17 protein-coding genes and 1 CRISPR repeat array are annotated in these 24,277 nt (G+C 46.4%); of the genes, 6 read left to right on the plus strand and 11 right to left on the minus strand.

From position 1 onward, the window contains the following. Positions 1 to 198 precede the first annotated feature (198 nt). Complete coding sequence (locus tag ACNI23_RS12470) at positions 199 to 1,803, plus strand: SulP family inorganic anion transporter (protein ID WP_420249111.1); 1,605 nt, start codon at positions 199 to 201, stop codon at positions 1,801 to 1,803. 102 nt (positions 1,804 to 1,905) lie between these two features. Here the strand turns inward: ACNI23_RS12470 and ablB are convergent, their stop codons facing one another. The 6 genes from ablB to ACNI23_RS12500 all read right to left on the minus strand — a co-directional run bounded on the left by ablB (position 1,906) and on the right by ACNI23_RS12500 (position 7,839). Continuing rightward, complete coding sequence (ablB, locus tag ACNI23_RS12475) at positions 1,906 to 2,745, minus strand: putative beta-lysine N-acetyltransferase (RefSeq protein ID WP_420249113.1); 840 nt, start codon at positions 2,743 to 2,745, stop codon at positions 1,906 to 1,908. Then, a complete protein-coding gene (gene kamA, locus ACNI23_RS12480; protein WP_420249115.1) occupies positions 2,735 to 4,048 on the minus strand; it encodes a lysine 2,3-aminomutase in 1,314 nt (437 codons plus the stop codon). Before kamA ends, ablB begins: the two co-directional genes overlap by 11 nt. 13 nt (positions 4,049 to 4,061) lie before the next feature. After that, a complete protein-coding gene (locus tag ACNI23_RS12485; RefSeq protein ID WP_420249117.1) occupies positions 4,062 to 4,793 on the minus strand; it encodes an amino acid ABC transporter ATP-binding protein in 732 nt (243 codons plus the stop codon). Between the two features lie 9 nt (positions 4,794 to 4,802). Further along, positions 4,803 to 5,459, minus strand: a complete 657-nt coding sequence (locus ACNI23_RS12490) for an amino acid ABC transporter permease (RefSeq protein WP_420249119.1) — start codon at positions 5,457 to 5,459, stop codon at positions 4,803 to 4,805. Between the two features lie 53 nt (positions 5,460 to 5,512). Beyond that, entirely contained in the window at positions 5,513 to 6,298 is a 786-nt protein-coding gene (locus ACNI23_RS12495) for an ABC transporter substrate-binding protein (RefSeq protein WP_420249121.1), read from the minus strand. Between the two features lie 323 nt (positions 6,299 to 6,621). After that, positions 6,622 to 7,839, minus strand: a complete 1,218-nt coding sequence (locus ACNI23_RS12500) for a PAS domain S-box protein (RefSeq protein WP_420249122.1) — start codon at positions 7,837 to 7,839, stop codon at positions 6,622 to 6,624. Between the two features lie 95 nt (positions 7,840 to 7,934). On the opposite strand from ACNI23_RS12500, the gene ACNI23_RS12505 reads away from it, so the two are divergent. Further along, on the plus strand, positions 7,935 to 8,408 hold the full coding sequence (locus ACNI23_RS12505; protein ID WP_420249123.1) for a HigA family addiction module antitoxin: 474 nt from the start codon (positions 7,935 to 7,937) through the stop codon (positions 8,406 to 8,408). Positions 8,409 to 8,589: 181 nt separating this feature from the next. Further along, positions 8,590 to 10,755: direct repeats of the CRISPR family, unit length 29 nt; unit sequence CGGATCATCCCCGCATACGCGGGGAACAC. Between the two features lie 147 nt (positions 10,756 to 10,902). Here ACNI23_RS12505 and cas3 read toward each other — a convergent pair. The 3 genes from cas3 to ACNI23_RS12520 all read right to left on the minus strand — a co-directional run bounded on the left by cas3 (position 10,903) and on the right by ACNI23_RS12520 (position 16,651). Next, positions 10,903 to 13,542 (minus strand): CRISPR-associated helicase Cas3', encoded by a 2,640-nt coding sequence (cas3, locus tag ACNI23_RS12510; protein WP_420249125.1) that lies wholly within the window; start codon positions 13,540 to 13,542, stop codon positions 10,903 to 10,905. 829 nt (positions 13,543 to 14,371) lie between these two features. Next, on the minus strand, positions 14,372 to 15,166 hold the full coding sequence (locus ACNI23_RS12515; RefSeq protein ID WP_420249126.1) for a hypothetical protein: 795 nt from the start codon (positions 15,164 to 15,166) through the stop codon (positions 14,372 to 14,374). 21 nt (positions 15,167 to 15,187) lie between these two features. Beyond that, positions 15,188 to 16,651 (minus strand): hypothetical protein, encoded by a 1,464-nt coding sequence (locus tag ACNI23_RS12520; RefSeq protein ID WP_420249128.1) that lies wholly within the window; start codon positions 16,649 to 16,651, stop codon positions 15,188 to 15,190. Positions 16,652 to 16,876: 225 nt separating this feature from the next. Between ACNI23_RS12520 and ACNI23_RS12525 the strand changes: the two genes are divergently transcribed. The 4 genes from ACNI23_RS12525 to ACNI23_RS12540 all read left to right on the plus strand — a co-directional run bounded on the left by ACNI23_RS12525 (position 16,877) and on the right by ACNI23_RS12540 (position 21,312). Next, on the plus strand, positions 16,877 to 17,938 hold the full coding sequence (locus ACNI23_RS12525; RefSeq protein ID WP_420249130.1) for an IS110 family RNA-guided transposase: 1,062 nt from the start codon (positions 16,877 to 16,879) through the stop codon (positions 17,936 to 17,938). Positions 17,939 to 18,472: 534 nt separating this feature from the next. After that, complete coding sequence (locus ACNI23_RS12530) at positions 18,473 to 19,618, plus strand: tyrosine-type recombinase/integrase (protein ID WP_420249132.1); 1,146 nt, start codon at positions 18,473 to 18,475, stop codon at positions 19,616 to 19,618. Positions 19,619 to 19,740: 122 nt separating this feature from the next. Continuing rightward, a complete protein-coding gene (locus tag ACNI23_RS12535) occupies positions 19,741 to 20,049 on the plus strand; it encodes a helix-turn-helix domain-containing protein (protein ID WP_420249133.1) in 309 nt (102 codons plus the stop codon). A 9-nt stretch (positions 20,050 to 20,058) separates the two neighbouring features. Continuing rightward, positions 20,059 to 21,312 carry a type II toxin-antitoxin system HipA family toxin gene (locus ACNI23_RS12540; protein ID WP_420249135.1) on the plus strand — a complete coding sequence of 418 codons (1,254 nt, stop codon included), beginning with the start codon at positions 20,059 to 20,061 and terminating at the stop codon, positions 21,310 to 21,312. Here the strand turns inward: ACNI23_RS12540 and ACNI23_RS12545 are convergent. After that, the gene (locus ACNI23_RS12545) at positions 21,309 to 22,226 is read right to left on the minus strand and encodes a Fic family protein (RefSeq protein ID WP_420249137.1); all 918 of its coding nucleotides are present in this window, start codon (positions 22,224 to 22,226) and stop codon (positions 21,309 to 21,311) included. The genes ACNI23_RS12540 and ACNI23_RS12545 overlap by 4 nt on opposite strands. Before the next feature lie 193 nt (positions 22,227 to 22,419). Then, positions 22,420 to 24,174: a DUF6119 family protein gene (locus ACNI23_RS12550; protein WP_420249139.1), complete on the minus strand. Its 1,755-nt coding sequence runs from the start codon at positions 24,172 to 24,174 to the stop codon at positions 22,420 to 22,422. Positions 24,175 to 24,277: the final 103 nt, after the last annotated feature.

The raw sequence follows: 24,277 nt of genomic DNA on the forward strand, positions 1-24,277 counted from the left end.
TAAATAAGTGTCAGCTTTTGCAAAACATACACACTTATCCGGTTTTCATTCTCGTTCAATATAACTCACCTAGAACATAAACATTAAATCAAAAGCTGACCGGACGTCAGTCTTGAATTTATATTTGCAGTAGGGACCGCCTGCGGTCTCTACTTTTTTGTTTTTTTACAATTCCAACCAGTTTTAAAAGGATTTTTCGTGAATTCAAACAATTCAATTGTTTCCCCCTCCAACGGCAGTGCCCGTGCTGACATTTTTTCCGGACTTACTGTAGCCCTCGCCCTTGTTCCTGAAGCTGTCGCTTTCTCCTTTGTCGCAGGCGTACCACCCATGGTCGGGCTGTACGGCGCATTTCTCATGTGCCTTATCACCGCAGTTCTCGGCGGCAGACCCGGCATGATCTCCGGCGCAACCGGAGCCATGGCGGTAGTCATGGTCAATCTGGTAATGGAAGGTAACGCTCTTGGTGGCCCCGGTTCATATGCAGGGCTGCAATACCTGCTTTTCACCCTGCTTTTAGTCGGTATTTTTCAAATGTTGGCCGGTTTCTTCCGTCTCGGAAAATTCATCCGCATGGTGCCACGCTCAGTCATGATGGGATTCGTCAATGGACTGGCAATTGTAATCTTCCTTTCCCAGCTGAACATGTTCAAATCAGAAGGGACATGGATGCAGGGGCAGCCGCTCTGGCTGATGATCGGCCTTGTGGCCTTAACTATGGCAATCCTGACCATCGTGCCCAAACTCCATAAAAAAGCACCCGGAGCACTGATCGCCATTATTGCGGTTTCCATCTTTGTCGCTGCCATGCAGATCGAAACCCAAACCGTGCTCTCATTTATCCAATCCAACGGTGGAACCGGCATAAAAGGCGGCCTGCCCACCTTTGCCATCCCCCAAGTTCCATTTACTTGGGACACCCTTGCCTTTGTCACTCCCTATGCCCTGATCTTAGCCGCCATCGGCCTGATCGAAAGCCTGATGACTTTATCGCTGGTTGACGAACTTACTGAAACACGCGGTAGCGGTAACCGCGAATGCCTCGCTCAAGGTCTCGGTAATTTTGTTAACGGCTTATTCGGCGGTATGGGCGGATGTGCCATGATCGGCCAGAGTATGATCAACATCTCCTCCGGCGGACGCGGGAGACTTTCCGGAATTATCGCAGCCAGTGCCCTGCTCTTTTTCATCATGTTCACTTCACAATATATTGAACAGATTCCCATTGCAGCTCTTGTCGGAGTTATGCTCATCGTGGTCATCAAGACCTTCGCATGGAGTACATTCAACATTATGAACAAGGTCCCCAAATGGGATGTCGTCGTCATCGTGCTGGTAACGGTTCTGACCGTAAAATACGATCTTGCCATTGCCGTTATTTGCGGCGTGATCATCTCGGCGGTTATCTTTGCATGGGAAAACGCCCTGCGCATTCGCGCCCGCAAAATGGTAGATGAACAGGGTATCAAGCATTACCAGATCTACGGTCCGCTCTTCTTCGCTTCAACCACCCTTTTCCTGAGCAAATTCGATGTACAGGACGACCCGGACAAAGTGATCATTGATTTCGAGGACTCCCGGATCATGGACCAGTCCGCCATTGAAGCAATTAACAAAATTGCCTCCATGTATGAACGGGCCGGAAAGAGAGTCTATCTGGTTCATCTCAGTCAGGATTGCGTACGCTTAATTAAACGAGCCGAAAAAATCTGCGTGGTCAACATTCTGAAAGACCCCAGCTACTTTGTCGGCATCGACAACTATCACCAATATATCGAGAATCTGGAGTTTGAAGCGCTTTAGGTTTGAAAATTATTTGTATAGAAATGAAAAGGGGCAGCCTTTAGGCCGCCCCTTTTTTTTGATCATTTCGGAAAGAGTTCTGAGAAAGCATTAATAAAGCAGCTACTCCTCAACAACCTTATACCAAATATTCATGGACTCAAGACGTCCGCTGATATTGGTATTATTTTTCAGCTGTCCTGAGAACTTATAGTCTCCCTTGGAAAACAGAGAGTTAATCCCGTACGAACAGGCTCTGGCTATCGTAAATAGACATTTGATACCGGACTCAGTGCAATCATTTTCAAGAGCACGCAGCAGGGCACCGGCAATTCCCATCTTGCGGTAGTCCGGGTTAACAGCGAAATCTGTCATCTCCGCACTGTTTCCGTCAGCAGCAACTTCTGCAGAGGCTGCACCTACCAGATTTGCGTCTTCGTAAACGCCCATAAACCGCACACCATCCTCCATTTCCTGACGGATGAAATCAGGGTCAGTGATGGGGAACGGGTAAGTCTTGAATGTTTGACCGTAAAGATGCGCGAGCGCGTGCGCATCTTCCGGTCCAAGCCTGCGCATCCGCAGGATGCTCGGCAGGGTTGAGACATTACCCTTGCCCTTTTTGCTTTCAGCAACAGAAAGAACACGATCAAGCTCTTCCTTGTCACTCTGCTCCTTGCGCCAAAGGTGGCGATAGAAGCTCAGAAAAACACCGTCATCACCGTCAAACATCTCCGGCACTTCCGCCTCTTTCTCAAACCCATTGGACAGAAAATGCAGCGCCTGCGATTCAGGAACCTTTGCAAAAATTTTCGAAAGGTCCTCAGCCACGGCCATGTTGATAATTTCATCAACAATCGCAGGACCGTCTTCTGCTGCTAGAGACATCAAATAGATGCGGTCATTATAAGACCCCATCTGAATGGTGCTGTTCCCTACAGTCAGAATAGAATCATGCAACATGCGAATTACGCTCCGCTCTTTCGTTATCTTCAGGAGTCAAACTCAAAGTATCGTCCCAGTCGGAAATAAGCTTCTCAATACCGATAGCTTTTTCCTCTGCTCCATCTTCCTTGAGCTGAAGGTTGCACTCTGCACAATTACGGTCACAGGCATTACACTCGTAGGAATCCGGTTCAGTGTAGGTGGTGATCACACCTTCGTAATTTCGCAGGACAACCTTGTTGGTGGCCCAAGAAACAATATAGTTGGGCATGACCGGAATCTTACCGCCACCGCCCGGAGCATCCACAACATAAGTCGGTACGGCAAAGCCGCTGGTATGCCCGCGTAAACTTTCAAGAATCTCAATCCCTTTACCGACAGGAGTACGAAAATGACTTAAGCCTTCGGAAAGGTCACACTGGTAAAGATAGTAAGGACGAACCCTGTTCTTAACCAGCTTCTGGTTCAGAGTCTTGATCAGGCGAGGACAATCGTTAACCCCTGCCAGCAACACACTCTGGTTGCCCAGCGGTATCCCGGCATCAGCAAGTTTTGCGATAGCCCTACGCGAAGAATCAGTCACTTCCCTTGGATGGTTGAAATGAGTGTTGATCCAGAGCGGATGATGCTTCTTGAGCATATTCACCAGATCATCGGTGATGCGGTAAGGCAGGACAACCGGCATACGGGTTCCGATTCGAACAACCTCTACATGCTCAATTTCACCGATCTTGGTCAGAATCCAATCCAGCTTTTCATCTGAAAGCATGAACGGATCACCACCGGAAAGCAGCACGTCACGCACCTGCGGAGTGTTGCGGATATATTCAATGCCCTTTTCCAACTGGCTGCGGGACGGGATAGAATCCTGATCACCGACTTTACGTTTGCGGGTACAATGCCTGCAATACATGGAACAAAGGTTGCTGACATGAAAAAGGACACGGTCCGGGTAACGATGGGTAATTCCGGGAACCGGGCTGTCTTCATCCTCATGCAGGGGATCGGTCATATCGCAACGCTCAATCTTCAGCTCTTCAGGGCTGGGAAAGGATTGCAGGAAAACGGGATCATTTTTGTAATCTTCCACATCAATAAGTGAAAGATAATAAGGGGTGATGGCCAGCGGGAATTTCCGCAGGGTCATCTCATGTTTTTTACGTTCAGAATCACTGAATTTGATGCCTAAAACTTTTTCAAAGCCGGAGACAGTCCTGATTGTGTTGCGGACGTGCCACTTCCAGTCAGTCCAGTCAGACTTCGAAGAATCGTCATCAATCACACCGGCCAATGCTTCCTGTCGCTCTGTGTAAACAGTCATAATTTCCTGTATTTTATAATATTTGAGAGAGAAATTCCTGAGTCCGCTGCTCTGCCGGAGCAGAAAACAAACGGGAAGGGCTATCCTGTTCCAGAATTACACCCTGATCCATAAAGGCAACGGAATCAGCTACCTCATTTGCAAAATTCATTTCGTGAGTCACAACCATCATGGTCATGCCGTCGTCAGCAAGGTCGCGCATAACTGTAAGCACCTCACCGACAAGTTCCGGGTCAAGGGCCGAAGTAGGCTCATCAAAGAGCATTACTTCCGGCTCCATTGCCAAAGCGCGGGCAATGGCGACCCTCTGTTTCTGCCCGCCGGATAAGGTTTCCGGGTAAGCAGCAGCCTTATCGGCCAGACCGACTTTATCCAAAAAGGACATACCCAGTTCGGCCGCTTCTTTTTTGGGCATTTTTCTGACCTGAGTCGGCCCTTCAGTTACATTGCCCAATACGCTCATATGCGGGAAAAGATTGAAATGCTGAAAGACCATACCCACCCGGCTGCGCATGGAATTGATTTCCTTTTCATCACTGGGGACCTTGTCGCCATTGATGCTGATTTCACCCTTGGTGTATGCTTCAAGACGGTTTACGCATCGCAGCAACGTTGATTTTCCGGAGCCGCTGGCCCCGATGACTACAACCACGTCGGAGTTACCCACGTTCAGATCAACTCCTTTGAGCACGTGGTTGGTGTCGAACCATTTGTGAACACCTTCTATGCTGATAGTATCCTGCATAATTTCTCCTTAAGCTCTGCTGGTATCGAGCTTTCTTTCAATTGTATGAAAAAGGAATGTAAAAGCTCCGGTATAGATAAGGTAAAATACCCCGGCTATGGTCAGCATTTCCATCATCATAAAATTGGAAGAGGCCAATTGCTGTGATTTAAGCAGCAGTTCGTTAATGGTGATTGTGCTGGCAAGGGATGAATCCTTCAATGCAATGATGAACTGGTTACCCAAGGACGGAATCGCACGCTTAAAAGCCTGCGGCAAAACAATCCTAATCATTGCGCGGGGATAACTCATCCCGATACTTCGTGCAGCTTCCATCTGCCCGGGGGAGATGGATGCGATGGCGCCCCTGAAAATTTCGGCAATATAGGCACCATTATGAATTCCCAAAGCCAGAACAGCAGCCGGAAGAGCGGATAGCCCGACAAGGCTGCGCATTCCGAAATAAATGAAGAGCAACTGCAACAAAAGCGGGGTTCCACGTATTATGTAAATGTACGCGTGAGCCGGTAGATTAAATATCCGCTTATCGGAAATACGCATGAATACTGTCACGAGGCCGAGAACAAGCCCGAGAAGAATACCAAGCACGGTAATTTCAAGGGTCATCCATGCTGCCGGGAGAAAATACGGAATATACTCCGGCAGACTTGCAAAATCGAAATACATCTTTATTCCTTTTTCAAAAAAGGTAAGGAGGCTGTCCGCCCCCTTACTCTTATCTATTTCTTGGTAATATCTACCTTAAGCCACTTCTTACTCAGCTTAGTAAGGGTACCGTCTTCATGCATCTGCTTAAGAATCTTGTTCACCTCATCCGTAAGGGTTTTATCTTCCTTGCGGAAAGCAACTGCGATATCTTCCTTGCGCAGCGGGGAACCGAGGGGTTTAATCTTGAACTTTCCACTATTCATGGCATTAACACCCACAACACGGTCGGTGATGACACCATCAATTACGCCGTTGGTTAATTCAGTAAGAGTATGGGTATCGTCTTTGTAGAGACGAATATCAGACACTCCCAGATTTTTGGCATCCTGCTCAAAAGTGGTTCCGGTTACCAGCCCGACAGCTTTGGCTTTGAGTTCGTCAGCTGACTTGAAAGGAGAGTCTGTACGGACAAACATCTGAGCGCCGGAATAGTAATACGGGGTAGAAAAATCCACGACCTTCTTGCGCTGCTCAGTTGCAGCCATACTACCGAGAATACCGCTGTAAATACCGGACCGCAGCCCTTCGATAATACCACTCCACTCAGTGGTAACTGGTTTCAGATTCACACCCAGCCTCTTGGCTACTTCTTTAGCAACATCCACATCAAAGCCAACCAGCTCATTTTGCTTGTTAAAATAATTGAAAGGGGGATAGCCACCACTCATGGCAAAGCTCACTTCCCCGGCTTCTTTAACCTTGGCTAGGCCGGTCTTTTCCTGCTTAGCGCAACCGACAAAAGACACCGTGATCAACAGCATGAACACCGCAAGGTATAAGGTAGTAAAACGTCTCATGTTTTCTCCTAAATATATGTACTATTTTTGAGGATACACACTCTTATATATCATTATATAAGGTGGTGAAGCAGATTTTCGAATCTCACTGCGATACACACGTGAAAAACCGAGAAACAAAAACAATGCGACAAAAGAAAACACAATAGTTGCAATTGCATGTCTTAAGTTGTCATTTGCTATATCTTCAGGTCTCATTTGTGTGCAGATAGGTAAAAAACTAAATGGAACAACCATGTCGCTGTTCAAAACAATACAGACTTAACGTCTACCCACAAGGCGATCTATTGGGTACTTATCGGGTATAGATGATACCCATTTTATTAGGAACCGATCTGATGTTTGAGATAAGAAATCAAAGAAACCCTCTTTCCTTGTAAACCAAGTTTGCGGCGAATATTTTTACGGTGGGTGCGAACAGTGTCGGCTGTGATTGAAAGGAGCTCACCAATGCGTTCGGTGCTTTTACCAGCCTCAATATAGCGGCATATTTCAACTTCACGGGGAGTAAGCTTCAGTAACAATTCTTCAAACTGGTCCCCGGTCTCCCCGGCCAGAGCGGATAGACGTTCCTTAATAAATCTCCCAAAACTCCTGCGCATCTGCGGAACAGGCTCTTTAATCATGCGATCTAAAGCCGGCAGTATCTGCTCACGAACCTGTAGTGCAAAATCCTCATGCATATCTTTTTTTTCTTCTTCCACAGATTCAATAACGGTACGCAAAGCCACGTTCATGCCGTCGACCTGCTCACGCGTCTCTTCCAGACCTGTTTCAAGTCGCTGGATATCAGTCATATCCCTTAATCCGAGATGAAACACAGTACCGGACTGAAGCCGTACCTTGTGCATGGTGAGTTCAACCGGTATTTCTATTCCAGAACAATTTCGGGCAATAAGCAATTCATCAAAAGGAACAGGAATATCAGTGGTGCAGGTTTCAAAATGCTTGCGAACAATTTTGGATGATTCGGCGCTGAAAATATTTAAACAATTATTCCCGGAAAGAGTGCAACTACGCCCGAACAGCCTTTCAGCAGCGGTGTTGGAAGTAAGAATACGAAAAGCTGAATCAGCCAGAAAAGTCGGATCCTGAGCGGCCTCAAACAAGGCATTAAAAAGGGCAACACTGTCATCAAGAGCAGCTATATTATCCTCAATACGCTCCTCATACGACTCATGAAGCTCTACAAAGGGAGCGTTATTGGTAACAACAGCAACGTACCCTTCCGAACAATATGGCCCGGCAAGGGGAATCAAGCGCAGGGAATAACTTCCTCCGTCCTCCCCATAAGGAATTTCATGTACCCCCGCCATGGGATAAGCTGCTATAAATTCATCAATACAGGAAGCTTCAACCCCTAGGATATCCCAAAGCTGCTTCCCCTTTAAGGGACACCCAAAAAACTCAACAACACGGGCACTGGCTGAGCAGATGCGGCCGCCTCCGTCAGTAAAAAGGATAAAATCAGAAAATGATTCAAAGACTTCGGAAATTGGGTCAGGGAGACGGTCAAAATTGTCGTCTGTATTCGAGCTCACGGACAAATCCTGTGCTTAATGATTAATTCAAGTAAAGACTGATAAGTAACAGGCATTTTTAATGAGTTCAAATACAGGCCCAACAAAAAAAAGAGATGGCGGCCGCAGAACTGGAAGAGCTGGAAGCACGCGACAGAGCTGAGAAAGACAAGGACATCACCTTTAATAGAATCTGGACTCAATTCTATCGACCAAAAGCGGAAGCCAACAAAGCGGGCAAATCATGGAAACGAGAAGAGAGCCAACATTTTAAACTACGAGGATTACCACTAATGACTATGTACAATCCCCCGCATCCCGGTGAGCTTATCAGCTCCGTATACCTGGAAGAGTACAATCTCAGCTGTCACAAGCTGGCAGGAATGCTCGGTGTAGCTCCCTCTACTCTCGCCCGTGTCCTAAACGCCAAGAGTGCTGTTTCTCCCGAAATAGCCCTGCGCCTCTCAAAGGTCCTCGGACGTACCCCCGAAAGCTGGTTGGCAATGCAGGCCAACTATGACCTTGGAAAGGCACGTAATCAGGTTGATTTGTCTGGGGTTACTCCTGTGGGGCGAGGGGTGGTGGTGTAAAAAAAATTACAGCTGTACCTTATGCTCTCGATTTGACAACATTACTTTTGGATATTATTTTTTTTACACTCCGAGATTGGAAGGCCCCGGGCAATTGGAGCCCGGACATGCGTCTAAATTCGGAGTATTTTTTATTCCAATACACCAGCTTATAGAATCAACAGCCCCTCCTCTATAACCTCGGATCATCCCCGCGTGTGCGGGGAACACTTTTGGGTTTCTTCGGCAGCTCTGCGATCGAGCGGATCATCCCCGCGTGTGCGGGGAACACTATGTTTTCCTTCAAGGCCATTTCTTCCGGTACGGATCATCCCCGCGTGTGCGGGGAACACCAAAAGTAGTTGCAAAAGGAAATCTTGCAAGCCGGATCATACCCGCGTGTGCGGGGAACACGTCTTTTCGCTGGCGCACACTCATACGGTCACCGGATCATCCCCGCGTGTGCGGGGAACACATTCCTGCTGCGCATTGCAGACACTTGAAAAACGGATCATCCCCGCGTGTGCGGGGAACACGAGTTTGTGAACTTTACCCACTTTTACACCTCCGGATCATCCCCGCGTGTGCGGGGAACACAACTCCGGCAACTTCAAAAATGATTTCTGAATCGGATCATCCCCGCGTGTGCGGGGAACACAGAGCAAATACACATATTCGGGCGGCTGGAATCGGATCATCCCCGCGTGTGCGGGGAACACCGGAACATGCAGACGAAATCTGCGCATAGCGGCGGATCATCCCCGCGTGTGCGGGGAACACACCACATCCTTGACGATGAATTAACGTCCCTGCGGATCATCCCCGCGTGTACGGGGAACACGGGCAACACGCTACCGCATCAATATGAATTTTCGGATCATCCCCGCGCATGCGGGGAACACTACTCCAGCTTGTTGTTTAATTTCTATTAATCCGGATCATCCCCGCATACGCGGGGAACACTGTCGATGAAATATGAAATGCGCCAGAAGGGTCGGATCATCCCCGCGTGTACGGGGAACACGCCGGGGGTCGTGTTACTCTGTGCGATTTTGATCGGATCATCCCCGCATACGCGGGGAACACCCTTGAAAAGAAGGGCGAGTATGACAAGCTGCTGGATCATCCCCGCATACGCGGGGAACACATCTTGATTTAGGATCAGTCCATACCGTGTGACGGATCATCCCCGCATACGCGGGGAACACCACCTTATCCATGGCACTCATTTTTTACGCTCCGGATCATCCCCGCATACGCGGGGAACACGTCTGGCTTTGACCTGCCGCTTAAGCTTTTTGCGGATCATCCCCGCATACGCGGGGAACACCTCTGCGCAGTAATGGAGTTGATCAAGGAGAGCGGATCATCCCCGCATACGCGGGGAACACTATATCTGAGCATTAGTAATGGTCTTTCCGCCCGGATCATCCCCGCATACGCGGGGAACACGTCGGCAAGCTCTGCTTCAGCCCATTTGCAGACGGATCATCCCCGCATACGCGGGGAACACGCTATGTGCGTTCTCGCATTGAATACATGATGCGGATCATCCCCGCATACGCGGGGAACACGGGTTGCTGCTTCCCCCTTCTCCCTCCCCCCTCGGATCATCCCCGCATACGCGGGGAACACGGGAATATCCTTGCCGTCTTCATCCTGAAGACCGGATCATCCCCGCATACGCGGGGAACACACGGGTCATCTTGTAAAAATTTAACAGTATCCCGGATCATCCCCGCATACGCGGGGAACACCACTGAGGCGAAAACACCACCCATGTGAAGGACGGATCATCCCCGCATACGCGGGGAACACGGCATTTTTAGCATCTAGTAATTTACAAGGCACGGATCATCCCCGCATACGCGGGGAACACTGTCTACGATTTGACGCGGTGTGTAACTAGGGCGGATCATCCCCGCATACGCGGGGAACACCGCAGACCACCACGGTTACATCCCCCGCATGCAGGGATCATCCCCGCATACGCGGGGAACACAATTCGTCTGTGTCTCCTTCAATCGGGCAGTACGGATCATCCCCGCATACGCGGGGAACACTTCAGCTTTTCCTCAAGGTCTTGGATCATGCGCGGATCATCCCCGCATACGCGGGGAACACTAATCTCTAAATCCAAGTAACAACATTAAACACGGATCATCCCCGCATACGCGGGGAACACGCCACCCGGGGAATCAATATCCAGCACAATGGCGGATCATCCCCGCATACGCGGGGAACACCGATCACCGCCGGTTACGCTCTCAACGTCCCGCGGATCATCCCCGCATACGCGGGGAACACAATAGCGGCGGCATCAGGACCGGTTACAATTTCGGATCATCCCCGCATACGCGGGGAACACTCTTCCTGTAACCAACAATACTTTTTGACCTTTTTTACCAATATAAAAAATGCCAACTTTTTACGACTATTCAGGACCACTTATTGCATGATTAACTTTCTATAAAATAATACTCAAACATCCCTAAAAAAATCAACCTTCGTTCCCTCAACAATCAACCTCCAAACCTGTCTGCGAACTATACAACACCGTAACGTCATCCCCGTGAATATCAATCGCATGCCCGGACCAGATTCCGCCCTTATCGTGCAGGACAATACATTCAGACCAACGCCCTTTGTCCGGCATGCAGGACTTCAACTCTTCCACTTCATCTTCAAGTCCATCATTGACTGCCGACTTAACCTTCTTTGCGCTTACGCGCACTTCAGAACGCATACAATCTTTCACACTGATAAACTTTCCATTAGACGATGCCCAAAGGGTCAACTTCCCATCTTCAGACTTCAACAATCGTAACTGACGGGACTCTTCGCCCAACCTTGTGGGAGTCATGGTATCGTTGTCCCACTGACCTTCGTTACTGCTGTAGCCAGCACTGAAATCTAAAGAAGCAAATCCGGCAAGGGACTTCTCAGCAATATCAGATCCATCAACCTTAATCTCCTGTTCATCAAAAATAGCAGGAGCTATGAGTCCTGCCCCGTATGCTCCTTCCACCAGTTCGCGAGCCTGTTCGGGCAGCCGAATTTCTTCTTTTTCCTTCAGCAATCGGGCAGTACGCCAAAGAAGCGCCGGGCGCGGATACACATATTGTCCAATTTCAAAAAGATTCCCGTACCAATCCTCATCCGGATCATCCACAGGATCAGGCATAAGTACCTTCATTAAAGGGAATTCATATCCTTGCGGCCTATATTCCCTTGGATGACGATGACATCTTCCGGCCCGCTGGATCATCAGTTCCATAGGCGCAAGATCGGAGAGCAGCAGATCGAAATCAAGATCCAGCGACTGCTCAACAACCTGCGTGGCAATCAGAATCTTCCGCGCACGCTGCTCCGGAACACTTCCCTTGCCAAAAATATCCAACACCTGTTGTTCAATATTCATACGGTCCATCCCGGTAAATCGAGCATGAAAAAGAATGACATCACCTTCCGCCAAACCAAATTCTTCAATCAGTCGGCTCCGCGTTTCGACAGCATCTGCAACAGTATTGCGAATCCAGCATCCGCACCCGTCAGCTTTATGGACCTCGACCAGACTCTGAAACATGCCCCCTTCTTCATAAACACATTCAAGAGGCATCTTTATTTCACGGCTGCTTTCAAGACCAATTTCCTGCATCGCTTTATCCTGCACACGAGTCAGAAGAGGAAACCCATCCTCTTCCGGCATAACAGAAGCCACGTCGGTTCCGGCCAATTCCCGACCTTCTGACCATGCTTTCAAAAGCTTGCGACGTAAAAAATTTGGCAAAGTAGCAGAAAGCAAGATGGCACTGCCACCCTGCGCGGCATGAAAAGTCAGCAGATTTGATAACAGTTGTCCGGTGTAAGCATCGTAAGCATGCACCTCGTCAACAACAAGAAATGAACGACTAAGTCCCAAAAGACGCAAAGCCTGATGTCTGGAACTTAGTATAGCCAGCAGAGCCTGATCAATAGTCCCGGCACCGCATGGCGCGAGCAGAGCTTTCTTGCGGTTGTCGGCGAACCACGAATGACAGACCGCCCTACCTTCATCGTCAGAAAAGGTCCGCCACTCATCCATTGCCATAATGCTGCCCAGATATTCATCATGCAGAGCCCTTCCGCCATGGGCAAGAATCAATGAAGCGTCCTTATCCTTAAACAAGCTGCGATATGTCTCTGCAAGACGACTGTACATAGCATTGGCCGTAGCCATGGTCGGCAAACCGATAAACATCCCCTGAGATGCTCCGCAACGCATGGCCCGGTGCACAGCAAGCACTGCCGCCTCAGTCTTTCCGCCCCCGGTCAGGTCTTCCAGAATCAACAGTTCCGGACCGTGCTGCTCCGGCAGATCCATGACCGCCTGTTGCAATGAACTAGGCAGTGCTCCTTTGGGAAGATAAGTAAAAAGCTGTTGAAAAGTGGTTCTATCAGCTGATGCTGCGGGCAAAACCTTTGACTCTGAAACAGCACGCTCAGCCTTTTCTATAGCCTTCTCCCAGTAGGCAGAGATAGCAATTGAATTTGAATCCGGACCAAACCATATTTCATTTGAGCCGATCCAATCTGAAAGAATAAAAAGTCCCGCAGCAAGCCACGAAAGAGACTGAAAAGATTCGTCGCGCAATTCGTCAGGAAACTTATGATTCAAGAAAAATGAAGCTGCTTCAGCATTAAATTGCAGAGCGTCATCAGCACAGGATCCGAAAAATCTTCTCAACTGAGCAGGCTTCTTCCTGACCACCGGACGCGGCTCCCCGTGATGCGCAAGAGCTGCGACAGCCATAGGAGTAAATAATCTGCCCCCTTGGCATCCTATTCTTTCGTGAAGTTTATAAGCTCCCCATAACTGAACACCCAGCTCAGTATGATGCTCTTTGCCATTTGGTTCCGGGATACCGTTTGAGATAGCTATTTCCGGCTTCTGGTGCTGAAAACAAAGAGAAAATTTACCCAGATCGTGAATACAGGCCAAATAAACCAAGAGCTCTTCAGTAAAATCAGGATCAAGCGGCGACAACTGAGCAACTCTAGCCCGCAGAGCCGGGTCAGTACGCAATAACGTTTTCATAACTGCGGCAACTTCAATGCAATGACGCCGCAGGTGATGCCACTGCCCATCTTCAAATGCTTTTCCCCAGTACTGCATACAGCCCTCCATGGGATTCACAAAATCACAAACACACTTTAGACAGGATGTATACACATACTTTTCCGACTTTTCCGATTTCCATACGAGATATCTATTAAATTTGTGTTGAGCCGAAGGCGAATAAGCCAACCTCAGCCCCATGGCTGAGCAGGACGTAAGGTCGACCACTTTGAAAAAGTGGGCCTACCTTACCTGTCCTGCCTTCAGTCGCCACTTGATCATGCTTTATTTTACGAGATCATTGGTCGATTCAAGCAAAATAATAAAAAATAACGGAGAATAAACTAAGATATCGCATAATAGCGTATCGGCTCGCAAAATTAGCTTTTTCCGCATAAATAAAATATTTTTCGTGGTCGTCCCCCTCCTTGCGGCTTCAGCTCCTCAAGTCGATTATTTTTGCTGGCAAGGAGGTTGTTCAGGGCCACGGTCATCTTTCGTTTTGAAATGTGGTTTCCAAAAAATTTATACAGCCCGGAAGTGTCAAGCTTTCCGCCAGACTCCTCCAAAGCTTCCATAATCTTCTGACAAGTCGAATCACTCTCCAGTCCGGCAAAAATGAATCGCGCTGACTGTTCGCAATAATCCCAAAGAGCAAGGGCCGCTTTCAAATGAGACCGCCGAGGTAAAGTTTTACATCCTTACGGGCAATAATCGGGGGAAGGGTTTTGTGCAGGATTGTCAGATCAGCACCGGAAGACTCATTTGATTCTTTGATTGGCATAAGTGTTAACCTCCAAACATTTGTTAAGATGAGTGAAGGTTAGCACTGGCGGGATGGCTGTGCGGAAATTTGGGAGAGTTTTTTACCCTGCGCTAAATGCCGTTAATCAACGCTATTCACGCCGTTGGGATTATTTGGGAGATTCTTCTTGAATCTGGATAGGTAGTTCTCGAATGATTTATAAACAATCCTAACGGCCTCCTCATGCTCCAAATACTCGCGCCAAAGTCTGGGAGTCAGGGGGCCACTGGAATAAAAAAGTTTCTCATCATGAAGGACAACTTGAAAATCATCAAAACATACAGGTTTTTCGGGAGAAGATTTATCTTTAATAATATTCCAAAGACTACGGGCAGACATTTTGCGTTCAACTCCAAGAGAGTTGCAAAACATAGCGAACCACTCAATGTTCTTCTCGGTCGTTTTTACAGGAGCCTCGTCCTCAGCTTCTTCCTCAAAACGGGGAAAAGTTTCAACCGCCCAGTTATAAAAATCGTCAACAGTAACTGCCAACTCATGCAGGGATGATCTTGAAATCCTTTTGTCTTCGTTGAGGTCATCCAGAAGGTCGTTTGATATGGCTATGATTTTGAGAAGTTGTTGGATCGGTAAATAATTTTCATCTTCTTCAAGAATGCCCGGAGAGGGGACAGATACAAGGCTTAAATCGATATCAGCAAGATTTGTATAAACAACGATTGGAGAAGCTTTAAGCATCTGCTCAACAATCTTCATAGGGAACAGAAAAAGGCTTCCGTGTGCTCTGTCTTCGAGCAAGGATAGGGATAATTTGAAATGCCTACTTTCACGCGAGAAGGATCTCACGTGTTTGAGCATGTCTTCGGCGTAGATTGTTAGGTGGGTTGGCCTTTTGTGGCCGTAGAATTCAGCAAACATGGCCATATAATCATTAAATATTTAATCTTGTTTAAATTTTTCTATTACTCTATTCCAAAGTCCTTCGAATTGTTCCGTAATAAATGGCAATTCATTAGCCCCTTGGTTGGGCAACGACTGTGACAGCATAAATTTTCTAGTTTCTGGATCGCGATTATCCGCAATAGCTCTTTCAAAAAGCGGTGTAAGACCATTTTCTGAATTACGACATGCACACAAATGTTCAAATTCTTTAATGCTGGCAATAAAAACGTTCTCTGACTCAAGCGGTCCGCGCTGACATTCGCCAGATTCAAATTTAGGATTACAATAATCCCCAAACCAAAGATTGTACGCTTCATTAAATGGCCCTACATGCATATCATCATATGTTACTATTAATAAAATATAATTATCTATGCTGTTACCTTCGTTAACATTCAAATTAGCACTAAGCTCGTGTCCCTGAAAAAAAGCTTTAAGCACATTGTCTTCCAGCGCATTAACGACGACCGAACTTGTAGGATTAACCATTTCATATGGTCTCAATCTAACAGATTTTGCTTCGATCATAATTGCCGTATTTTCTTCAATAACTAAAAAATCTGTTTTTTTACCGTTATATGTTGCAGCAATTTGATCTTCCGTAAAAAAAGTAGCCCCAGAAGACGACAGAACCTCACCTATATATGATTCAAATCTTAAAGCCAGCTCGGAATTAGTTTCCTCTCCACCTCTTTTTGCATGTTCATAAAGATTAAAAAGAAGAGATTTTTTAAATATTGTTTTCCCATAAGGGATGAATTGATCATCAATTGAAAGCAATGGGAATTTATATAAAGGAGAATTTTCCCCAAACTGTAGTAGTGAGCTTTTGATACCCGTATTACTGAGTTCCTGCCGTAGCTGGCTCTTTGAACGTGAGACTAAATTAAAAAAAGCAATAATTTCTTCTTGCGGAGCAACCCCAGTCAAAGTATTTTCAAAATCATAAAACCCACGATTACTGGACATTTCTATTATTGCATACGTCGCAACCATTAATTCGATATACGTTACGAGTGCAAGACCATTAGTTTCCCGAAAAAGATCAGCTAAAGCTCCTTCCTCGCGAGAAAACAAATAATTAACACGCGCAAAATCATTTCTTTGCAAATTTCGCTGAAAAGCAAACTGTTGAGAAGCTATGGCAGCCAAAAAAGACGGTACACCGTCTTTAAGTAAGGCTTTCTTGTACACTCCATCAAGGTCGTGCATTTTATTATATATCTTAATAAAATCGTTTTCTCTTAACTCTTTGGAAGGCTTATTAGTTTCGCCGTGCAAAAAAGTCATTTTCAAAATATATAATAAGATCCAAGGCAAAAATAATCTTTGACGCTCCATGTAAACAGTTGGCGAAGCCTCATATTGGTGTATTTCAGAAACAATTGGTCCAAGCAAATCGTTAATTCTGTAGCTTCTAATTTTATTTCTGACCTTTTTATATTCATCATTAAAATTCATATGATCTCCCCATTTCCAAAGTGATTTCAAGTGACCATATTCTTTTAAAAATCAATTGTCATATGTTTTGCCTAAAAATTAATAACTGTACTCTTTCCCCCCTCCACCCCCAAAAAAAGTTGTACAGGAGTTGTACAAAACACCAGACACAAAAAATACCATGTCGGCACTCCCCTGTTTAATCTGGTAGAATACCAGTAAAGGTGAAACTAGCAGGAGGCTGACATGGCTAAAATGACAATATCATCAGTTGATAGGTTTGCGGAAGGCTTTCATGGACAACGCTTTTTCGTAGGTGTTGATGTCCACAAGCGCAGTTACAGCATAGCCTTGTTGCGACCTGACGGAATGACTAAAAGTTGGACTACACCTGCTGACGTAGAATCCGTTACCAAACGCCTTTCAACTCTTCCTGTACGAATTGCAGCTGTTTGTTATGAAGCCGGGCCAACAGGTTTTGGGCTAGCTCGTAGCCTTGAAGGTCGTGGGATCAAAGTAGTTGTAGCAGCACCCAGCAGGATTCCCCGCCCTGTCGCAGCAACAAATAAAACGGACAGTCTCGACTGCATCAAACTTGCTGAACTTGTTGCATCCGGTTTGATCCGATCAATCGCAATTCCTAATGAAAAAGAAGAAGCATTTCGTGCTTTATCACGCAGACGCCACCAGATCACCGATTCTTTGCGTAAAACAAAACAGCGTATCAGAGCTTTGCTGTTGACGCAGAACACAACCGAACCAAACAGCATATCGCACTGGGGAAAGAAAGCAGTCTTAGCTCTCGCAACTTTAACGCTACCCCACGGAGCAGCGGAGGTTCGTGACAGCCTTATTTCTGAATTATATTATTTTGCTGCCGCTCAAAAAGAAGTTGATACGAAACTTGAGAAACTCGCACAGGAACAAGACGAGGCAAGACGTATTGCCGCAATGAGGTCCGTTCCGGGCGTCGGAAAAGTCGTAGCAACAACTTTTGCAGCTGAAATCTATAACCCTGAACGCTTCAACAGAAGCGAAGAAGTCACAGCCTATCTTGGTCTGGCTCCCGGAATTAGACAAAGCGGTGGCAGTAAAACAAGAGCAACTCTTCGTCCGGTAGGACAACGAAGATTGCGAAGCCTGCTTATCGAATCGGCGTGGATGTGGAAACAAAGAGACGAATGGGCGCGTGAATTCTACAACAGAATTTTGGGCAAACATGGAGTGCCGCAAAAAGCAATTGCTGCGCTTGCTCGTAAACTGGCTGCTTTGCTGTGGAGGCTTAGCTTACCATCGGCAACAGTATAAACAGGATCGCGACGGTCCTTTGGTTGCTTAGACAACGAACAAAAAATGGCGATCCTAAATTGATTTGGTACCGAATCGGTACTTGGTGCCGCTGAGCACGAATAAGAAAAGGAGTATCAATTACTTGCACCGTAAGGTGAGGGGCAACTACGCCCTATGAAATTTAAAGGCAGAATTGGCGGGGTGCTTGACATTGTGCCGCATAAGAAAAGGACTTACAACCAAAAAGCTGTAAGTCCTTGTAATACATGGTACCGGGAGCGAGACTCGAACTCGCAAGGGCGTGAACCCGGCGGATTTTGAGTACTAAACTTGACTGTTTAACCGAATTTAACCCAGTCATAAAGTATTTATTTAAAAGAACTTACTTCTTTAACTGAGCTTGTTTGATTTCCCCATAATTTACTGTATTCTGGCCTCCTTTATGGGGAATGGCATGGGGAATACAGCTTCCCCACCCTGCGTATCTAAGTACGTGGTGAGCATATATTCTTCCCCATAATTCCCCACAAATCAGCTCAAAAAGGAAAGCAGATGGCCGCAGTAAAAAGACACAAGACAACATATAAGGGCGTGTTCTACATCGATAGTAAAAACCAAGTCACCGGGGTAAAGGAAAAGATCTATTACATCCGTTACTATAAAGACGGAAAGTCCATTGAAGAAAAAGCCGGACGCCAGTATCAGGATCAGATGACCCCAGCCAAAGCAAACCGCTTGCGCGTTCTGCGCATTGAGGGGAAGATTGACTCCAACAACGAGCGCAGAAAGAAAGTCCAGGCGGAGCGCAACAGAATGACAGTAGGCCGAATCTGGGAAGCATTTTATGACGCCAAACAGGAAAACAAAAGCATCAGAGATGACCGTAACCGCTGGCGGAATTACCTGCTCAAGGATTTTGGGAAAAGGGTTCCTGAAGAAGTTGTAACTACCGACATCGATAAGCTGCGCCGCAAATTACAAAACAAAGGACTTGCTGCCGGAACAGTCAAGCAGGGACTTGTCCTGCTCAAGCGCATTTTGAATTTCGGTGCTAGGCGCGGGATGTGCCAGCCCATCAATCCCGGCAAGCTCTATTTTGAAATGCCGCGTCTGAACAACATAAAGACCGAAGACCTCACTCCCGCACAGCTCGCCGCGCTTTTGGACTCCATTAAGAATGACCGCAACCAGAAAGCGTCCTCCATAATGCTTATGGCCCTTTATACGGGGATGAGAAAATCTGAAATTTTCAATTTGGAATGGAATCATGTTGATTTCGAGCGTGGCTTCATCCTGCTCAAAGACCCAAAGAGCGGGCAGGATCAGCGTATACCGATCAATAATTCCGCACGTTCCATTCTTGAAAAACAACCCCGCACAGACTGTAAGTATGTCTTCCCCGGCAGATACGGTGGTCCCACCAAAGACCTGCGTGTTCCATTCCGCAGAATCTGCGACAACGCCGGGCTGCCCAGAGACTTTCGTCCCATGCACGGCTTGCGGCACGTTTTCGCTTCCACTCTAGCCAGCTCAGGGCAGGTGGATCTGTACACCCTGCAAAAGCTGCTCACCCACAAAACACCGTCAATGGTTCAAAGGTATGCCCATTTGCGGGATGACGCCATGATCCGGGCCAGTGAGGTTGCTAATATTTCTTATGAGGATATGAAAAAGCGTGCTCCAAGGAAGCATACCTAAACGGCAGCCCATAAAATCACGGAACAAGACATACGAACATTACCTCCTCTTGACCTTATGAAACTTAATGCCTAATATGTTAGTCGTAGGCCAGCATAAGGACTATTTTACTAGGCATTAAAATGAAAAAGAAATTACCTATAAAACTGCGTAGCGGCCTTAAGGGGCTTGGTGAATCCTTGAAAAACGCGAGAATTCGCCGCCGCCTGAAGATGGTCACGGTCGCCGACCGCGCCGGGGTCAGCAGGGAGACTCTTGCTAAAATCCAACGCGGTGATCCCGGTGTCAGCATGGGAAACTATGCTGCCGTAATCTTCGCGCTCGGACTCGGTACAGACTGGATGAATCTGGCAGACATTACTGAAGACAAGGTCGGGCAGAATCTAGACGAAGAACGTTTGCCCAGCCGGGTGCATGAAATATCGAGTTAAGACAGAACTATGCCGAAAGAAATATTTGTACATATAGATTTGCAGGGCGAAACACATTTCGTTGGGCGGCTGTGGATTCATTCCGGGCAGCGCGGAGAGAGCGCATCTTTTGAATATTCCCGCCGGTGGCGGAAATCGCCCATAAGCTTTTCCCTTGAGCCAACTTTAAATCTCGGCGAAGGATCTTTCCATACGCCAGCAGGTAAATCTCTTTTCGGCTCCATCGGCGACTCTGCCCCGGACCGCTGGGGCCGTGTGCTCATGAAACGACTAGAGGCCAGAAACGCCAAGGCTGAAAAACGCACCCGCCGCATGCTGCACGACTCCGACTTCCTACTCATGGTTAATGATCTGGCACGACAAGGTGCATTGCGTTTTGCAAAACAGAAAGGCGGGCCTTTTTTGGCAACGGACGAGGATGCAACAATTCCGCCCATGGTTGAACTGGGTCGGCTTATGGCTGCATCAAGCCGCATCTTGGACAACAAGGAACTGGATCAGGATATTCAGGATCTGGTTGCCCCCGGTGCGTCACTCGGCGGAGCGCGGCCCAAGGCATCCATTATAGATACGGACGGCAAGCTGCTGATCGCCAAATTTCCCAGCCCCACCGATGAATGGGATGTGGAATTATGGGAATATCTCGCCTTCCAGATGGCCAAAAAGGCCGGGATACCTACCCCGGAAGTAGCATTGAAAAAAGTCGGAAACCAGAATGTGCTTCTGCTCCACCGCTTTGACCGCAACGCAGGTAAGCGCATTCCATTTCTGTCTGCAATGAGTATGCTCGGCTATTCTGACGGCGAACAGGGAAGTTATCTGGAAATCGGCGAAGCACTGAGCGAATACGGAGCCAGCACAACCGAAGATCTCAAAGACCTCTGGCGGCGGATTGTCTTCAACATTATGATTTCAAACGTAGACGACCATCTGCGCAACCACGGCTTCATCTATGCAGGATCAGCGGGCTGGCGGCTTTCCCCTCTTTACGATCTGGAACCAACCCCGGAACACGAAAAGCCACGCATTCTGCACACCTTCATCGACCTTGATGACGGCACGGCATCGCTTGAACTCGCTCTATCAGTAGCTGAGGAATTCGGACTCTCGCCCAAAGAAGCAAAAGCCATCGCCAAGAAAGTAGCCCAAGCCACCCAAAGCTGGGCCAACGATGCCGCACGGCTTGGTGCCAGCAAGAATGAGATTGAGATGATGCAGTCAGCTTTTGAGCATGAAGATTTATGGATGGGATTGAAGGGCTAGCGATATACAGCCAGCTGCCCCTTCTCAGTCAACCGATACTTCTGATTCCTACTATTGGGCTTGTCGGGAATGGTCATTTCCACAAGCCCTTCTTCCAATGCAGGCTTGAGGTAAAGTTCCCTGAATGATTTACGATCCTTAAGGCTCAAAGCCGTTTGCAGTTCATCACGGCTCATTTCTCCAGAGAGGACTTCAATCAATGCTTTAACTTGGGGGGTAACTTGGGGGTCAACTTGGGGGGTGGCAGATGAAACGGCATTCAAAATCATTCTGAGCATGAACTCTATGAACGGTGCCGAGTCCGCATTATTCGTGCTCTGCTGGAGCGCGTCATAATATTCTTCTTGGTGTTCAAAAACCAGACTTTCCACCGGGATATCCGCGAAAAGTGGATTCCATCCTTTCAGGATCAAAGTCTGCCATAAACGGCCCATACGGCCATTGCCATCAGCGAATGGGTGGATAAATTCAAATTCGTAGTGAAATACCGAGCTGGCAATCAAAGGATGGTCTTCAGTGGCACCCAGCCATGAAAACAGATCCTGCATCAATGCCGGAACTCTATCGGCAGGTGGGGCCATATGAATTACCCTCTCCCCGGCGATCACACCCACGCCGGAACGGCGATACATGCCAACCTCGTCAATCAGTCCGGCCATGAGCACGCCGTGCGCATCCTTCAGATCCGCTTCGCTCTCCACCGACCAATCATCGAATCGGTCATAAGCTGCAATGGCGTTACGCACTTCCTGAATCTCACGGGGCGGAGCTATAACTCTTTTGCCGTCCAGAATCGCCGTAATCTGCTCTTCACTAAGGTTATTACCTTCAATAGCCAATGATCCGCGAATAGTGCGCACACGGTTGATGCGTCTTAGCCTTAACTCCTTTGAGTTATCGGTTAAAACGGTCAAACGCCCTACTTCCTCGCTTATCTGGGCTATCAGATTTACGATGAGTGGGGTTATTGTGTGGGGTGGGTGGTAGGTTGGCATGGGGGAAGTTTAGCAAGGTCTTAAATTGTAAACAATATTAATATTTGAAGGTGTAACCAAAGCCCCCCTTCGAGAAAAGAACTAACAACTCAAACGATTAAGTTAGGAAACTTTAATCCTGAGGGCCAATTAGTACTTTCTTAAAAACAACATCAACTTTAAACTTTCGCGTCTCACTAAGGTATTTATATGTCTTCATTAGCTCATATTGGGCCATCAGAGGTAAGTTTTCAATTCCAAATAATTCCTTAGAATGTAATACACAAAAGACAACACAATACTCATTCTCAAGAACTTCATTGCTTTTCTGTGGTATCAACCCAGTAAAGCTTGCGGCATCCTTGCCACTATTAATACTATCAACTAAAGAACAAGTGCTTTCAATATATTCCCGCATACTATCTCTAGTAGATTCATCTGACGAGAAAGCATCTGCATAAAATTTAGCCTGAACAAATAAATGACTTATTGATGATGCACCAGATGAATATTTCTTAACATGTATCAAACATTTATTATTTGAAAAAATGTCACAAATTTCATATTTATTTTCTCCCGCAATTCTAAGCTTTGCCTTATCAAATGAAAATAAATTTTCTGAAGAATTCACAGCACAATCATTGAAAACTTCTTCACGATTTTCACCTTTACCACTAGTTTTTTCAACATATATTGGAACATTATCCGGCAAAACTTCATAACTATAATTAGGCTCGATCTCTGAAATAAACAGATCTATTCTATCTTTGATGTCTTGAGAGATCTGAAACCAATGTCCATTAGATAAAATATATGTTTTTGTCTCTAGATCAACCTCTGCGACATAACAATCGTATGCTCTCCAATACCCTGCGTAAACATCACCTTCAACTCTATACCGATGAATACGCCATCCTTTAACAGTCCGTAAAACAGTACTACTTGTAACAGATTTCGATGTAACCAAATCATTAATTTTCAATTCTTCATAAGTTTCTCCACCCTTTCTGTATGAGAAATAGATTTCATCATAATTAACAAATTCTGGCGGAGACAAATGGAGTTTTTCATAGTCGTGATTTTTAATCATATTTAAAAGTTTTTCATCCAAATCTTCGATGATACCTTTATCTGTCTCATGTCTAAAATCATCATATCGCGCAAACTCAGTACTCCTATAATCATCAGACATGTACCTTTCATCGAAAAGGAGACATATCTTGACTAAGTCATCCCATGAAAAGAATTCTCCCCTCCTAGATTTCAAATTGATTGCATCCTTTCCTGTAAATGTCTCAACCACGCTACTATAGTCATCTTTAATTACACCAGACAGTCTTCTCAACAATTCATTATCGTTATCGAGATTAAATGCATTTAAGGAAGTTCCTGAACTTGCTTGCTTTTCGGTTTGTTGCGTTGTTGATTCATGATAAGTTGTCTGTATTCTTCTAAGCTTATCATGATCACAAATATTCATCCCAACCTTGATGCCAAAATCATGAACAACAGCATCTTGGCAGAACAAAGATTTAGCCCCTATACCAAATGCAGCCAAATAACAGATTGGATCTTTTTCTCCAGACTTATCGACAATACGTAATGCAAGTACGGCACGAGGGAATTTATTTCGTGATTCAAATTTAAAGACTTCATCTTCAAATGCAGAATTCAAAAAGACCATCCATGGAAAATTTTTCGTCGTTTTCTTTTTTGATCTGCCTTCGGTAAATTTTACAAGCCCTGAATATTCATATGTATTCGACGCATCATCCTCAAATTCAACAGGATCAATCTCTTCATATGAATTTAAATCTGTCTTAAGAAAATCTTTAAAATCAAGGTCTTTCTTTATTTTATATAATGTAATTTTTTTTAATTCGCTCATCTCGTCCCCCCAAGAGAGTCCTTTCAAAATCAATAATTTCAAACCTATCTAAAACATAACAACATCACTTACATTCTATTTTCATATAATTCAAGACAACACA

Source organism: Maridesulfovibrio pacificus (SeqCode), assembly GCF_048612815.1.
In the GTDB taxonomy this organism is placed as follows: domain Bacteria; phylum Desulfobacterota; class Desulfovibrionia; order Desulfovibrionales; family Desulfovibrionaceae; genus Maridesulfovibrio; species Maridesulfovibrio pacificus.

What these genes read in the sequence shown, in the direction of transcription:
- ACNI23_RS12530 (WP_420249132.1), top strand. Translation starts at nt 18,473, where the DNA reads ATGGCCGCAGTAAAAAGACACAAGACAACATATAAGGGCGTGTTCTAC.
- ACNI23_RS12495 (WP_420249121.1), bottom strand. Translation starts at nt 6,298, where the DNA reads ATGAGACGTTTTACTACCTTATACCTTGCGGTGTTCATGCTGTTGATC.
- ACNI23_RS12490 (WP_420249119.1), bottom strand. Translation starts at nt 5,459, where the DNA reads ATGTATTTCGATTTTGCAAGTCTGCCGGAGTATATTCCGTATTTTCTC.
- ACNI23_RS12520 (WP_420249128.1), bottom strand. Translation starts at nt 16,651, where the DNA reads ATGAATTTTAATGATGAATATAAAAAGGTCAGAAATAAAATTAGAAGC.
- kamA (WP_420249115.1), bottom strand. Translation starts at nt 4,048, where the DNA reads ATGACTGTTTACACAGAGCGACAGGAAGCATTGGCCGGTGTGATTGAT.
- ACNI23_RS12485 (WP_420249117.1), bottom strand. Translation starts at nt 4,793, where the DNA reads ATGCAGGATACTATCAGCATAGAAGGTGTTCACAAATGGTTCGACACC.
- cas3 (WP_420249125.1), bottom strand. Translation starts at nt 13,542, where the DNA reads ATGCAGTACTGGGGAAAAGCATTTGAAGATGGGCAGTGGCATCACCTG.
- ablB (WP_420249113.1), bottom strand. Translation starts at nt 2,745, where the DNA reads ATGTTGCATGATTCTATTCTGACTGTAGGGAACAGCACCATTCAGATG.
- ACNI23_RS12540 (WP_420249135.1), top strand. Translation starts at nt 20,059, where the DNA reads ATGCCGAAAGAAATATTTGTACATATAGATTTGCAGGGCGAAACACAT.
- ACNI23_RS12535 (WP_420249133.1), top strand. Translation starts at nt 19,741, where the DNA reads ATGAAAAAGAAATTACCTATAAAACTGCGTAGCGGCCTTAAGGGGCTT.
- ACNI23_RS12525 (WP_420249130.1), top strand. Translation starts at nt 16,877, where the DNA reads ATGGCTAAAATGACAATATCATCAGTTGATAGGTTTGCGGAAGGCTTT.
- ACNI23_RS12505 (WP_420249123.1), top strand. Translation starts at nt 7,935, where the DNA reads ATGGCGGCCGCAGAACTGGAAGAGCTGGAAGCACGCGACAGAGCTGAG.
- ACNI23_RS12550 (WP_420249139.1), bottom strand. Translation starts at nt 24,174, where the DNA reads ATGAGCGAATTAAAAAAAATTACATTATATAAAATAAAGAAAGACCTT.
- ACNI23_RS12515 (WP_420249126.1), bottom strand. Translation starts at nt 15,166, where the DNA reads ATGTTTGCTGAATTCTACGGCCACAAAAGGCCAACCCACCTAACAATC.